The organism is Streptomyces sp. TG1A-8 (assembly GCF_030499535.1).
GTDB lineage: Bacteria > Actinomycetota > Actinomycetes > Streptomycetales > Streptomycetaceae > Streptomyces.
In genome coordinates this window covers 2,181,320-2,194,188 of record NZ_JASTLB010000001.1, presented here as the reverse complement: position 1 = coordinate 2,194,188, position 12,869 = coordinate 2,181,320, and the positions used below count along the sequence as shown (strand labels likewise).

Sequence of the window (12,869 nt, the reverse complement as noted above, 5' to 3'; positions counted from 1 at the left end):
GCGCCCCCCGTGGCCGAGCCGTCCGGATCACCCGACAGGGCCGTTGGAGGCGGCAGTTGCCCCCCTGCGCAGGCGACAACTCGCCCCAGATGGCACAATCTGTGCATGGGACACGACGGCCAACTCCAGCTCTATGCGGCGGTCGCGAACCAGCTCAAGGAAGCGCACGCAAGGGTGCGCGCACTGCAAGTCCCGGAGGGCGTACGGATGACGCTGACCCGGAAGCTGCTGGTCATCACGGCCTCGGCCAAGCACGATCCCGCCGGCGCGGAAAGGCGGCTCGAACGGTTCACCGCGGACCTCGACGAGGGTCGGATCCCCGAAGAGGACCACTGAATCGATAGGGGACGACCGAGTTCGCTGCGGCACAAGGGTGATAAGCCCGTTTCGTGTTTGATTTGCGGTATATATCTGCCTAATGTGCGAAAAAGCTTGAACACTTTGGTTCTGGCGATGTCTCCGAAGGGGAAGACGTGAACAAGGCGCAGCTCGTAGAAGCGATTGCCGACAAGATGGGCGGTCGCCAGCAGGCCGCCGATGCCGTCGACGCGGTCCTGGACGCCATCGTCCGCGCGGTCGTCGCGGGCGACCGGGTCTCGGTCACCGGCTTCGGTTCCTTCGAGAAGGTGGACCGCCCCGCCCGTTACGCCCGCAATCCCCAGACGGGCGAGCGGGTTCGGGTCAAGAAGACCTCCGTGCCGCGCTTCCGCGCGGGCCAGGGCTTCAAGGACCTGGTGAGCGGTTCGAAGAAGCTCCCGAAGAACGACATCGCGGTCAAGAAGGCCCCCAAGGGCAGCCTGTCCGGTCCGCCGACCACCATCGCCAAGGCCGCCGGCAAGAAGGCCGCCGCCAAGAAGGCGACCGGTGCGGCCAGGACGACCGCGGCGAAGAAGACGACCGCCGGCAGGGGCGCGGCCGCCGCGAAGAAGACCACCGCCAAGAAGACGACGGCCAAGACCGCCACGTCGGGCGCCGCCGCCAAGAAGACCTCCGCGTCCACGGCCGCCGCCAAGAAGACCGCGGCGAAGAAGGCCCCGGCCAAGAAGGTCACCGGCAAGAAGGCCCCGGCCAAGAAGTCGACGGCCCGCAAGACCACCGCCAAGAAGGCCACTGCCCGCAAGGCGTCCTGAGACCGCCAGGGCAGCATCACGCGCCGGGCCGGACTCCCTCCTGGGAGCCCGGCCCGCGGCGTGTGTGACGCCTGTGCCTACAGGGTCTGCAGCGTCACCAGGGTGATCCGGACGGCGTCGCCCTCGCCCCGCGTCTCGATCCGCACCCGCTGCCCGGGCCGCAACAGCCTGAGCCCGCCCGCGTCGAAGGCCGCCGCGTCGAAGGGCACCGGGGTGCCGTCGTCGAGCAGCACCTGCCCGCTGCGGGTGTCGGGGTCGTACGTGTACGCGGTCGCCTGCATGACGGCAGCCTACTGCTCCGCGATCAGCAGCCGCGCGCTCGCCGCCGCCGTGCGCGGCCCCACGCCGAGAGCCAGCGCCGCGCGCAGGTCCGCGCCGGTGTCCACGTCCTGCCGTACCGAGTCCACCCCGGTGAGCCGGAGTTCCACGGCGCCCGAGGCGCGGTGCCGGGCCCGGGAACCGGTGCCGAAAGCAGGGCGCAGGGCGCAGTGGGGAGCCGCCGCCAGCAGGGTGGTGCCGAGTGCGGCGGCGTCCGCGAGGAATGCGCGCGGAAATGCGGCGGCCGCCGCCAGCACCCGGGACAATTCCCGCGGGCGAAGGGCCGGCAGATCGGCGTTGAGCGCCGCCACCGCGGTGCCCGGACGCACCGCGCGCACGGCCGCGGCGCCGTGCGCCAGGGCGGCGTTCAGGCCGCCGCCCGGCGCGTCCGGGACGACGCGGGCGCCCAGCGCCGCCAGCTCCCGCCCGGCCAGCGCGTCGTCCGTGACGACCACCACACCCTCGACCGCCGGGCACGCCAGCGCCGCCGCCGCGGTGTCCTGTGCGAACGCGAGGGCCAGCCCCGGACGCACCCTGTCGCCGGCGGTGTCGGAGAGCCTGCTCTTGGCCCGCGCCAGCGGTTTCAGGGGGATGACCAAGGTCCACTGCACCGGCGTACCGTCCCTCCCTTGTCACGTTCATTGTCACCCGGACCCGTCGGCGGGCGCGGGGGCGGGGCGTACGGTGTTCTCGACAGACCGGCGACCCGGGGCGACACTTGTGCGGCCCCAGCCGGGGTGGCAGCCCTAGAGGAAGGTGTCCTTGTGCCCCGCCGCAGAATCGGCTTCTGGTACCGCTTCGCCGCGGTGATCTGCAAACCGCCGCTGGTGGTTCTGATCAAGCGGGACTGGCGTGGAATGGAGCACATTCCGGCCGAGGGCGGATTTATCACCGCGGTGAACCACAATTCCCATGTGGACCCCTTCGCGTATGCGCACTATCAGTACAACACCGGACGGGTTCCGCGATTCCTGGCGAAGAGCGGGCTTTTCAAGAAGGGATTCGTCGGCGCCGCGATGCGCGGCACCGGGCAGATTCCCGTCTACCGCGAGAGCACGGACGCGCTCAGTGCCTTCCGGGCCGCGATCGCGGCCGTGGAGCGCGGCGAGTGCGTCGCCTTCTACCCCGAGGGCACCCTCACCCGCGACCCGGACGGCTGGCCCATGACCGCCAAGACCGGTGCCGCGCGCGTGGCCCTGCAGACCAGGTGCCCGGTGATCCCGGTCGCCCAGTGGGGCTGCAACGAACTGCTGCCGCCCTACGCCAAGAAGCCCCGCCTCCTCCCGCGCAAGACCCACCACGTCCTCGCGGGCCCGCCCGTGGACCTCTCGCGGTTCTACGGCAAGGAGATGACCGCCGACGTCCTGAGGGAGGCCACCGAGGTCATCATGGCGGCCATCACCCGCCAGCTGGAGGAGATCCGCGGCGAGAAGGCGCCCGCGACGCCGTACGACCCGCGCCGCGAACGCATCGAGCAGCGCCGCAGGACCCGGGCGCAGACCGCGAACGCGGGGGCCCGGCAGGCGCCGTCCCGCAGCCGGGCGAGCACGCCGGCCGGCGACGAAGCCCTGCGCACCGAAGAGGAGAACGGCACGTGAGCACGCCCGTCCGGGCGGCCGTCATGGGCACCGGCTCGTGGGGCACCGCCTTCGGCATGGTCCTCGCCGACGCGGGCTGCGAGGTCACCCTGTGGGCCCGCCGCCCGGAGCTGGCCGAGGCGGTCAACTCCACGCGGACCAACCCCGACTACCTGCCCGGCGTCGAACTCCCCGGGACCCTGCGCGCCACCGCCGACCCCGCCGAGGCCCTGCGCGGCGCCGACTTCACCGTCCTCGCGGTCCCCTCGCAGACCCTGCGCGCCAACCTCGCCGAGTGGAGCCCGCGGCTCGCGCCCGGCACCGTCCTCGTCTCCCTGATGAAGGGCGTCGAACTCGGCTCCACCATGCGGATGAGCGAGGTCGTCGGCGACGTCGCCCAGGTCGGCGCCGAGCGCGTCGCCGTGGTCACCGGACCCAACCTGGCCCGGGAGATCGCCGCCCGGATGCCGGCCGCGGCGGTCGTGGCCTGCACCGACGAGGCCGTCGCCCGGCGGCTCCAGGCGGCCTGCCACACCCCGTACTTCCGGCCGTACACCAACACCGACGTGGTCGGCTGCGAACTCGGCGGCGCGGTCAAGAACGTCATCGGCCTCGCGGTCGGCATCGCCGACGGCATGGGACTCGGCGACAACGCCAAGGGCTCGCTCATCACGCGCGGCCTCGCCGAGACCACCCGGCTGGGCATGGCGCTCGGCGCCGACCCGCTGACCTTCTCCGGACTCGCCGGCCTGGGCGACCTCGTGGCCACCTGCTCCTCGCCGCTGTCGCGCAACCACACCTTCGGCACCAACCTCGGCAAGGGGATGACCCTGCAGGAGACCATCGCGGTCACCCGGCAGACCGCCGAGGGCGTCAAGTCCTGCGAGTCCGTGCTCGGCCTGGCCCGCCGGCACGGCGTCGACATGCCGATCACCGAGACGGTCGTCGCCATCGTGCACGAGGGCAAGTCGCCGGTGACCGCCGTCAAGGAGCTGATGTCGCGCAGCGCCAAACCCGAAAGGCGCTGAGGACGACGCTGCGCGACCGTCCGCGCGACGCTCAGCGACGGCGCGGGAGCGCGCGCTGACTTGCCGGCTGCCTGCGGGTACCCTCATCGCGATATGAGCACCGAGAACCTTCCCCAGAGCCCCGAGCAGCCGTCGCGGAAACCGCGGGTGGCCGTCGTGTTCGGCGGGCGCAGCTCCGAACACGGGATCTCCGTGGTCACCGCCGGCGCCGTCCTCAAGGCGATCGACCGGACGAAGTACGACGTCCTGCCGATCGGCATCACCGCGGACGGCCGCTGGGCCCTGACGGCCGACGAGCCGGAGCGGATGGCCATCACCGACCGCCGCACCCCCAGCGTCGAGGAACTGGCGGAGTCGCCCGAGGGCGCGGTGGTGCTCCCCGTCGACCCCGCCAGCCGCGAGGTCGTCTACAGCGAGCCCGGCTGCGTCCCCAAGGCGCTCGGCGAGGTCGACGTCGTCTTCCCGGTGCTGCACGGCCCCTACGGCGAGGACGGCACCCTGCAGGGCCTGCTGGAGCTGTCCGGGGTCCCGTACGTGGGCTCCGGCGTGCTCGCCTCGGCCGTCGGCCAGGACAAGGAGTACATGAAGCGGGTCTTCACCTCCTTCGGGCTCAAGGTCGGCCCGTACCTGGTGATCCGGCCGCGCGAGTGGGAGCGGGACGAGTCCGCCGCCCGCAGGAGGGTCGTCGACTTCGCCGGCGAGCACGGCTGGCCGCTGTTCGTGAAGCCCGCGCGCGCGGGCTCCTCGATCGGCATCACCAAGGTCGACGACCTGTCCGGCCTGGACGAGGCCATCGCCGAGGCACAGCGGCACGACCCGAAGATCCTCGTGGAGGCCGCGCTGCGGGGCCGTGAGATCGAGTGCGGGGTCCTGGAGTTCGAGGACGGGCCGCGCGCCTCCGTCCCGGCCGAGATCCCGCCCCCGGACGCGCACGCCTACTACGACTTCGAGGCCAAGTACATCGACTCCACGCCCGGCATCGTGCCGGCCCCGCTCACCGACGAGGAGACCGCCGAGGTGCGGCGGCTCGCGGTCGAGGCGTTCGAGGCGGCCTCCTGCGAGGGCCTGGTCCGCGCGGACTTCTTCCTCACCGAGGACGGCGGGTTCGTCATCAACGAGATCAACACCATGCCCGGCTTCACGCCGATCTCGATGTACCCGCAGATGTGGCAGGCCACCGGCATCGGCTACCCGGAACTGGTGGACCGCCTGGTGCGGGCCGCGCTGCGCCGCCCGACCGGACTGCGCTGACCCCGCGCGCCCGCCTCACCGCATGGAGGCGATCCCCTCCGGGATCGCCTTCTTGACCGAGGGCGCCAGACCGGTGAGGACCGCGGCGCCGGCCTCCTGCCCCGACATCCCCTCGGGCAGGCTCACCTCGACGTAGGCCTCACGGTTGGCCGTGGTGAACCGCCAGGTGCCGTCGCCGCGCTTCTCCATCAGCCAGTCGACGCCGTCCACCCCGCCCGCGAGCGCGTCCGGGTCGCCGCCCTCGGCCACCTCGGGGTCGACCATCTTCGGCGGCCGTACGACACCGCAGCGCAGTATGATCGCCGGGCTTCCCCAGCCCGCCGTGTAGGCGGACCGGGGCTCGGGGTCGTCGCGGCCGAAGCCGTCCAGCTTCCCGGGCAGCGCCCGGTGCAGGTCCCGGCACAGCCCGGCCGTCCTCGCGTCGGGACTGGGAACCGCGACCGTGGCGCCGTCGCCGCCCGGGGAGCAGCCCGCGACCGCGATCAGCAGGGCGGGTGCGAGCAGGGCGAGGGACCGGTGCCGCGAGATGTTCACCGGCCAAGGGTAGACGGGGGCTACAGGTGCACGACCGGACAGGTCAGGGTGCGGGTGATGCCGTCCACCTGCTGGACCCTCGCGACCACCATGCGGCCGAGGTCGTCCACGGTGTCGGCCTGGGCGCGCACGATGACGTCGTACGGCCCCGTGACGTCCTCGGCCTGGAGCACTCCGGGCAGCCTGCCGATCGTCTCGGCGACGGTCGACGCCTTGCCGACCTCCGTCTGGATCAGGATGTACGCCTGTACCACGGAACCTCCAGGGCGGCCACGAGGATCATGTGGGGGAAAGGAACGCCACGGTATCGCGTCGCCACTGTCCGCGGGGAGACCTGCGGGGAGCGGGCTTGCGCGGCGGAGCGCGGACAGGACGGAAGTTGACGGTCACCTCGACCGTATCGGGGACACTGGGGACGCGCGACCGGGCACGGACAGGCACGGAAGGGGCTTGAGGACAATGAAGGGCACAGTGGGTGAGCTAGGTGAGTTCGGGCTCATCAGGGAGCTGACCTCCCGTCTCACCACCACCCCGGCGGTCCGGGTCGGCCCCGGTGACGACGCGGCGGTGGTCGCCGCGCCCGACCGCAGGGTGGTGGCGAGCACCGACATCCTGCTGGAGGGGCGGCACTTCCGCCGCGACTGGTCCACGGCGTACGACGTCGGGCGCAAGGCGGCCGCGCAGAACCTCGCGGACATCGCCGCGATGGGCGCCGTGCCGACCGCGCTGCTGCTCGGCCTGGTCGTCCCGGCCGAGCTGCCGGTCACCTGGCCGAGCGAGCTGATGGACGGCCTGCGCGACGAGTGCCAGGTCGCGGGCGCCTGCGTGGTCGGCGGGGACGTCGTGCGGGGCGACACGATCATGGTGTCGATCACCGCGCTCGGCGACCTGCGCAACCAGGAGCCGGTGACCCGCTCCGGCAGCCGGCCCGGCGACCTCGTGGCCGTCACCGGCTGGCTGGGCTGGTCCGCGGCCGGCTACGCGGTGCTCTCGCGCGGCTTCCACTCGCCGCGCGCCTTCGTGGAGGCCCACCGGCGCCCCGAGCCGCCGTACCACGCGGGCCCGGCCGCCGCCGCGCTGGGCGCGACCGCGATGTGCGACGTCAGCGACGGGCTGATCGCCGACCTCGGCCACATCGCGGAGGCCAGCAAGGTGCGCATCGACATCCGCTCCGGCGCCATCGACATCCCCACCCAGATGCACGACATCGGGCAGGCCGTCGGCGTCGACCCGCTGCAGTGGGTGCTGTCCGGGGGAGAGGACCACGCGATCGTGGCGACCTTCCCGCCCGACACCAAGCTCCCGGCCCGCTGGAAGGTCATCGGCGAGGTCCTCAGCCCCTCGGCGCTGCCGCAGGTCACGGTCGACGGGGCTCCCTGGACCAGCAAGGGCGGCTGGGACCACTTCGGGGACATCGAGTCGTGATCCCCCGCGTCCTCACCGTGGCGGGCTCGGACTCCGGCGGGGGCGCCGGCGTCCAGGCCGACCTGAAGACGATGCTGGCCCTCGGCGTGCACGGCATGAGCGTGATCACGGCGGTGACCGCGCAGAACTCCGTGGGGGTGCAGGGCACCTGGGAACTGCCGGCCCGGGCGGTGCGCGCCCAGTACCGCAGCGTCGTGGACGACATCGGCGTCCAGGCCGTGAAGACCGGGATGCTCGCCTCGGCGGAACTGGTCGGGACGGTCGCCGAACTGATCTCCACCACGGACGCGCCGGCCGTGGTGGACCCGGTGGGCGTCTCCAAGCACGGTGATCCGCTGTTGGCCGCCTCCGCTCTGGAGTCGCTGCGCACGCGGCTGCTGCCGGTGGCGACCGTGGCGACCCCGAACCTGGACGAGGTGGCCCAGCTCACGGGCGTCCGGGTGGAGTCGCAGGACGACCTGCGCCGGGCCGCCGCGGCCGTGCTGGAGTACGGGCCGCGCTGGGCGCTGGTCAAGGGCGGGCACCTGGCGGGGGACGCCGTGGACCTGCTGACCGACGGCTTCGAGGAGCACTGGCTGCGGGCGCCGCGGCACGACAACCGGCACACCCACGGCACGGGGTGCACGCTGGCGTCCGCGATCGCGTCGGAGCTGGCGAAGGGGCTGTCCGTGCCGGAGGCGGCGGCGCGGGCCAAGGAGTACGTCACCGGGGCGATCGCGGCCGGGTTCGCGCTGGGCGCGGGGATCGGGCCGGTGGACCACGGCTGGCGCCTGCGGGCCTGAGCCACGGGGACGGCAAGAAGCCGGCCCACCCTCAGGTGGACCGGCTCAGTGCAGCGAACCGGACAGTGGCCGCGCGCGGATGTCCCCCCTGCTCTCGCGAGCGTGGGGGATGAAACGTCAGCGCGAGACCTTGCCGGCCTTGATGCACGAGGTGCAAGCGTTCACGCGCTTCGGCGTCCCGCCGACCACGGTACGCACACGCTGGATGTTCGGGTTCCAGCGGCGGGACGTACGGCGGTGCGAGTGCGAGATGTTGTTGCCGAAGCCCGGCCCCTTGCCGCAGACGTCGCAGTTGGCAGCCACGGGTCACTCCAAAGACTTCAGATGCACTTACGGTTGATCCCGGCATGCCGGGATCGAGATCCTCAGAACCTGAGATCTTGAGTGGCGCTGCCGGGGGGAATGGCCCGATCAGGATCGGGCAACCGGAGCAGCATACAACGGCTGCGCCCGTACAGCGAAACTACCATGGCAGCTCAGGCACCCGCCCCGGCCCTCCTGCGGAGGCCGCCGCCACCGCGGGGTCTACGCTGCGTCCCACGTCCAGCCAGTCAGGGAGGCGCAGGTGGCGCAGGTGCCGCAGACGTTCTTCGATGCTCTCGCGGTGCGCACCTGGTGCGGTCTGGCGCTGCGGGCCCTGGGGCGGGCCCGCGAGGAGATCGACGCGATCAACGTCTATCCGGTGGCCGACGGGGACACCGGGACGAACCTCTACCTCACCGTGGAATCGGCCACCGCCGCCGTCGAGGCGGTGTTCGCCGGGCACGAGACCGGGCCCGGGGAGCCGGCGCTCGCCGACGCGATGCGCGCGATGGCGCACGGGGCGCTCATCGGGGCCCGGGGCAACTCCGGGACGATCCTCGCGCAGTTGCTGCGGGGCATGGCGCAGGTGCTCGTCCGGGAGGAGCCGGGGGAGACCTCCCGCGCCGGTGGCGCGGTGCTGCGGCTGGCGCTGCGGCACGCCGCCGCGTCCGCCCGCGAGGCCGTGGCCCGCCCCGTCGAGGGCACGGTGCTGACGGTCGCCTCGGCCGCCGCCGAGGCCGCCGGGGCCGCCGGGGACGACTGCGGGACGGTCGTGCGGGCGGCCTACGAAGGTGCCAGGGCCGCCCTGGCGGCGACTCCGGACCACCTGGCCGTGCTGCGGCGGGCCGGGGTGGTCGACGCGGGCGGCAGGGGGCTCGTCGCGGTGCTGGGGGCCCTGGTGGAGGCGTGCACGGGGGAGGCGCCGGCCGCGCGGTACCCCTCGGCGGGCTTCCCGGACACGGTCTCCGACGCGCACGCCCGCGTGGTCACCGCCGCGGAGTCGGCGGCGCACGCGCGAGGGGAGGGCGCTGCCGCCCCGGCCGGGCACGCGCGCGCGGAAGGCACCGGCGGTCCGGCCGGGTACGGGCACGGGGCGGCCGGTTCCGGGGCCGGGCCGTGCGACGACGGCGGTGAGGCGGCCGGCGGTCCCGTCTTCGAGGTGATCTACCTCCTGGAGGCCGGCGACGAGGCCGTGGCCCGGCTGCGGGAGCGGCTCGACGCCCTCGGGGACTCCCTCGTCGTGGTCGGCGGCGACGGGCTGTGGAACGTCCACGTGCACGTGGACGACGCCGGCGCCGCCGTGGAGGCGGGCGTCGAGGCCGGGCGGCCGTACCGCATCCGGATCACGCACTTCGGGCTCGGCGACGCGCACACCGGCGGCGAGCGGTCGCCGCGCGAGCGCGCCCAGCGGGCCGTCGTCGCCGTCGTCCCCGGTGAGGGCCTGGCCGGGCTCTACGCCGAGGCCGGCGCGACCGCCGTCCTCGCCCGCCCCGGCGAGCCGCCCGCCAGCGGGGAACTGGTGCAGGCGGTGCGGCGGGCCCACGCCCGTGAGGTCGTGCTGCTGCCCAACGACGCCGAACTGCGCCACACCGCCGCCGCGGCGGCCGAGCAGGCCCGCGCCGAGGGCATCCGGGTGGCGCTGATCCCGACCCGCTCCGCGGTCCAGGGCATCGCCGCGCTCGCGGTGCACGAGCCGGGCCGCCGCTTCGACGAGGACGTCGTCCAGATGACCTCGGCCGCGGGCGCCACCCGCTACGGCGAGGTCGTCGTCGCCGAACGCCAGTCCTGGACGACGGCCGGCATCTGCCAGGCCGGGGACGTACTGGGCCTGATCGACGGCGACGTGGCGGTGATCGGCGGCGACGTCACCGCCACGGCCGGGACCGTCCTCGACCGCATGCTCCAGGCCGGCGGCGAGCTGGTCACCCTGGTCGTCGGCGACGAGGCGCCGCGGAGCGTCGCCGACCGCCTGGAGACCCGCGTCCGCGAGTCCTACCTCGCCGTGGACACGGTGGTGCACCGGGGCGGCCGGCAGGGCGCGCTGCTGCTCATCGGAGTGGAGTGAGTCCGCCCGAGCGGCCCCGGACGCGCCCCGGACCACGTCGTCCCCGTCCGCGTCCCCCGCAGTCCCCGCCGTCCCCCACGCGCGGCGCGCCGTCCTCCGCAGCGCGCCGCCCCAGGCTCGGACGACCCGCCTGACCAGGGCGTTCCGGGCACGCACACGGCACCGTCCGTGCCATTGTCGGCGCCGTGGTGTGCAATGGATCCCGTGCCCGCACTGGAAGAACCACTGAAGAAGGTGCTCGGCCCCGCCACCGCGAAGGTGATGGCCGAGCACCTCGGCCTGCACACCGTGGGCGACCTCCTGCACCACTACCCGCGCCGGTACGAGGAGCGCGGCCAGCTCACCCACCTCGCCAACCTGCCCATGGACGAGCACGTCACCGTGGTCGCCCAGGTCGCCGACGCGCGCCTGCACAGCTTCGCCTCCGCCAGGGCCCCGCGCGGCAAGGGCCAGCGCCTGGAGGTCACCATCACGGACGGCAGCGGCCGGCTCCAACTGGTCTTCTTCGGCAACGGCGTTCACAAGCCCCACAAGGACCTGCTGCCGGGCACCCGCGCGATGTTCTCGGGCAAGGTCTCCGTCTTCAACCGCCGTCTGCAACTGGCGCACCCCGCCTACGAACTGCTGCGCGGCGACGGCGAGGAGACGGTCGAGACCTGGGCCGGCGCCCTGATCCCGATCTACCCCGCCACCGCCAAGCTGGAGTCCTGGAAGATCGGCAAGGCCGTCCAGACGGTCCTGCCCAGCGCCCAGGAGGCCCTGGACCCGCTCCCCGACGCCCTGCGCGAGGGGCGCGGCCTGCTCCCCCTCCCCGAGGCCCTGCTCAGGATCCACCGCCCGCAGACCAGGGCCGACATCGCCGGCGCCCGCGCCCGCCTGAAGTGGGACGAGGCCTTCGTCCTCCAGGTCGCCCTGGCCCGCCGCCGGCACGCCGACGCCCAGCTCCCCGCCGTCCCCCGCAGACCGCAGCCTGACGGCCTCCTGACGGCCTTCGACGACCGCCTGCCCTTCACCCTCACCGAGGGCCAGCGCAAGGTCTCCGAGGAGATCTTCGGCGACCTCGCCACCGAGCACCCCATGCACCGGCTCCTGCAGGGCGAGGTCGGCTCCGGCAAGACCCTCGTCGCCCTGCGCGCCATGCTCGCCGTGGTCGACGCGGGCGGTCAGGCCGCCCTGCTCGCCCCCACCGAAGTGCTCGCCCAGCAGCACCACCGCTCGGTCACCGAGATGATGGGCGAGCTGGCCGAGGGGGGACGCTGGGCGGGGCCGAGCACGCCACCAGGGTGGTCCTGCTCACCGGCTCCATGGGCACCGCCGCCCGCCGCCGGGCCCTGCTGGACCTGGCCACCGGCGAGGCCGGCATCGTCATCGGCACCCACGCCCTCATCGAGGACAAGGTGCAGTTCCACGACCTCGGCCTGGTGGTCGTGGACGAGCAGCACCGCTTCGGCGTCGAGCAGCGCGACGCGCTGCGCGGCAAGGGCAGGCAGCCGCCCCACCTGCTGGTCATGACCGCCACCCCCATCCCGCGCACGGTCGCCATGACCGTCTTCGGCGACCTGGAGACCTCGGTCCTGGACCAGTTGCCGGCCGGCCGCTCCCCGATCGCCAGCCACGTCGTCCCCGCCGCCGACAAACCCCACTTCCTGGCCCGCGCCTGGGAGCGGGTGCGCGAGGAGGTCGCGCACGGCCACCAGGCCTACGTCGTCTGCCCCCGCATCGGCGACGAGGAGGACGATCCGAAGAAGGCGGTCCAGCACCAGCCCGCCGGGGACGAGGCCGCCCGGCGTCCGCCGCTCGCCGTCCTGGACGTGGCCGACCAGCTCGCCCGCGGTCCGCTCCAGGGCCTCGGGGTGGAGGTCCTGCACGGCCGGATGCACCCCGACGACAAGGACGCCGTCATGCGCCGCTTCGCCGCCGGCGAGGCGGACGTCCTGGTCGCCACCACGGTCATCGAGGTCGGCGTCAACGTCCCCAACGCCACGGTCATGGTGATCATGGACGCCGACCGCTTCGGCGTCTCCCAGCTGCACCAGCTGCGCGGCCGGGTGGGCCGGGGTTCGGCCCCAGGCCTGTGCCTGCTGGTCACCGAGACGCCCGGGGCGGCCCCCGCCCGCCGGCGCCTCGACGCGGTCGCCGCCACGCTCGACGGGTTCGAGCTCTCCCGCATCGACCTCGAGGAACGCCGTGAGGGCGACGTCCTCGGCCAGGCCCAGTCCGGTGCCCGTTCCAGCCTGCGGGTCCTGGCGGTCATCGAGGACGAGGAGGTCATCGCGGAGGCCAGGCAGGAGGCGGCGGCGGTGGTGGCGGCCGACCCGGAGCTGGAGCGCCTCCCCGGCCTGCGCACGGCCCTGGACGCCCTGCTGGACGAGGAACGGGAGCAGTACCTGGAGAAGGGCTGAGACCGGAGTCGCCCGGGCCGCGGGCCCGCGGCCGGCGGGCGGTCCCGCCGCGCC

Annotated in this window: 13 protein-coding genes and 1 pseudogene; 9 read left to right on the top strand and 5 right to left on the bottom strand. The window is 73.7% G+C overall.

Annotated elements, in window-relative coordinates; genetic code table 11:
- Nucleotides 1-105: 105 nt before the first annotated feature.
- Together QQY24_RS09085 and QQY24_RS09080 are read left to right on the top strand one after the other, a co-directional pair.
- A complete protein-coding gene (locus QQY24_RS09085; protein WP_301972162.1) occupies nt 106-336 on the top strand; it encodes a hypothetical protein in 231 nt (76 codons plus the stop codon).
- Between the two features lie 137 nt (nt 337-473).
- Nucleotides 474-1,130 carry an HU family DNA-binding protein gene (locus QQY24_RS09080; protein WP_301972161.1) on the top strand — a complete coding sequence of 219 codons (657 nt, stop codon included), beginning with the start codon at nt 474-476 and terminating at the stop codon, nt 1,128-1,130.
- A gap of 77 nt (nt 1,131-1,207) precedes the next feature.
- Here the strand turns inward: QQY24_RS09080 and QQY24_RS09075 are convergent, their stop codons facing one another.
- Both QQY24_RS09075 and cofC read right to left on the bottom strand, forming a co-directional pair.
- Entirely contained in the window at nt 1,208-1,411 is a 204-nt protein-coding gene (locus QQY24_RS09075; RefSeq protein ID WP_301972160.1) for a hypothetical protein, read from the bottom strand.
- A 9-nt stretch (nt 1,412-1,420) separates the two neighbouring features.
- Nucleotides 1,421-2,059 carry a 2-phospho-L-lactate guanylyltransferase gene (gene cofC, locus QQY24_RS09070; RefSeq protein ID WP_301972159.1) on the bottom strand — a complete coding sequence of 213 codons (639 nt, stop codon included), beginning with the start codon at nt 2,057-2,059 and terminating at the stop codon, nt 1,421-1,423.
- Nucleotides 2,060-2,212: 153 nt separating this feature from the next.
- Between cofC and QQY24_RS09065 the strand changes: the two genes are divergently transcribed.
- From QQY24_RS09065 to QQY24_RS09055, 3 genes are all read left to right on the top strand, one after another.
- Nucleotides 2,213-3,046, top strand: coding sequence for a 1-acyl-sn-glycerol-3-phosphate acyltransferase (locus tag QQY24_RS09065; RefSeq protein ID WP_301972158.1), 834 nt, complete (start codon nt 2,213-2,215; stop codon nt 3,044-3,046).
- Nucleotides 3,043-4,053 carry an NAD(P)H-dependent glycerol-3-phosphate dehydrogenase gene (locus QQY24_RS09060; protein WP_301972157.1) on the top strand — a complete coding sequence of 337 codons (1,011 nt, stop codon included), beginning with the start codon at nt 3,043-3,045 and terminating at the stop codon, nt 4,051-4,053. Before QQY24_RS09065 ends, QQY24_RS09060 begins: the two co-directional genes overlap by 4 nt.
- Before the next feature lie 93 nt (nt 4,054-4,146).
- Complete coding sequence (locus QQY24_RS09055) at nt 4,147-5,304, top strand: D-alanine--D-alanine ligase family protein (protein WP_301972156.1); 1,158 nt, start codon at nt 4,147-4,149, stop codon at nt 5,302-5,304.
- 15 nt (nt 5,305-5,319) lie between these two features.
- Here QQY24_RS09055 and QQY24_RS09050 read toward each other — a convergent pair whose 3' ends face one another.
- Together QQY24_RS09050 and QQY24_RS09045 are read right to left on the bottom strand one after the other, a co-directional pair.
- Nucleotides 5,320-5,838: a DUF3515 domain-containing protein gene (locus QQY24_RS09050; protein WP_301972155.1), complete on the bottom strand. Its 519-nt coding sequence runs from the start codon at nt 5,836-5,838 to the stop codon at nt 5,320-5,322.
- Between the two features lie 20 nt (nt 5,839-5,858).
- On the bottom strand, nt 5,859-6,092 hold the full coding sequence (locus tag QQY24_RS09045; RefSeq protein ID WP_301972154.1) for an Lrp/AsnC family transcriptional regulator: 234 nt from the start codon (nt 6,090-6,092) through the stop codon (nt 5,859-5,861).
- 205 nt (nt 6,093-6,297) lie between these two features.
- Here QQY24_RS09045 and QQY24_RS09040 point away from each other — a divergent pair, with 205 nt between their 5' ends.
- Both QQY24_RS09040 and thiD read left to right on the top strand, forming a co-directional pair.
- Nucleotides 6,298-7,263, top strand: coding sequence for a thiamine-phosphate kinase (locus tag QQY24_RS09040; protein WP_301972153.1), 966 nt, complete (start codon nt 6,298-6,300; stop codon nt 7,261-7,263).
- On the top strand, nt 7,260-8,045 hold the full coding sequence (gene thiD, locus QQY24_RS09035) for a bifunctional hydroxymethylpyrimidine kinase/phosphomethylpyrimidine kinase (protein WP_301972152.1): 786 nt from the start codon (nt 7,260-7,262) through the stop codon (nt 8,043-8,045). Before QQY24_RS09040 ends, thiD begins: the two co-directional genes overlap by 4 nt.
- Nucleotides 8,046-8,162: 117 nt before the next feature.
- Here the strand turns inward: thiD and rpmB are convergent, their stop codons facing one another.
- Complete coding sequence (rpmB, locus tag QQY24_RS09030) at nt 8,163-8,348, bottom strand: 50S ribosomal protein L28 (RefSeq protein WP_003993230.1); 186 nt, start codon at nt 8,346-8,348, stop codon at nt 8,163-8,165.
- A 262-nt stretch (nt 8,349-8,610) separates the two neighbouring features.
- On the opposite strand from rpmB, the gene QQY24_RS09025 reads away from it, so the two are divergent.
- Entirely contained in the window at nt 8,611-10,413 is a 1,803-nt protein-coding gene (locus tag QQY24_RS09025; RefSeq protein ID WP_301972151.1) for a DAK2 domain-containing protein, read from the top strand.
- Nucleotides 10,414-10,608: 195 nt separating this feature from the next.
- Nucleotides 10,609-12,815: pseudogene (gene recG, locus QQY24_RS09020) on the top strand (ATP-dependent DNA helicase RecG).
- The last annotated feature ends 54 nt before the right edge of the window (nt 12,816-12,869 follow it).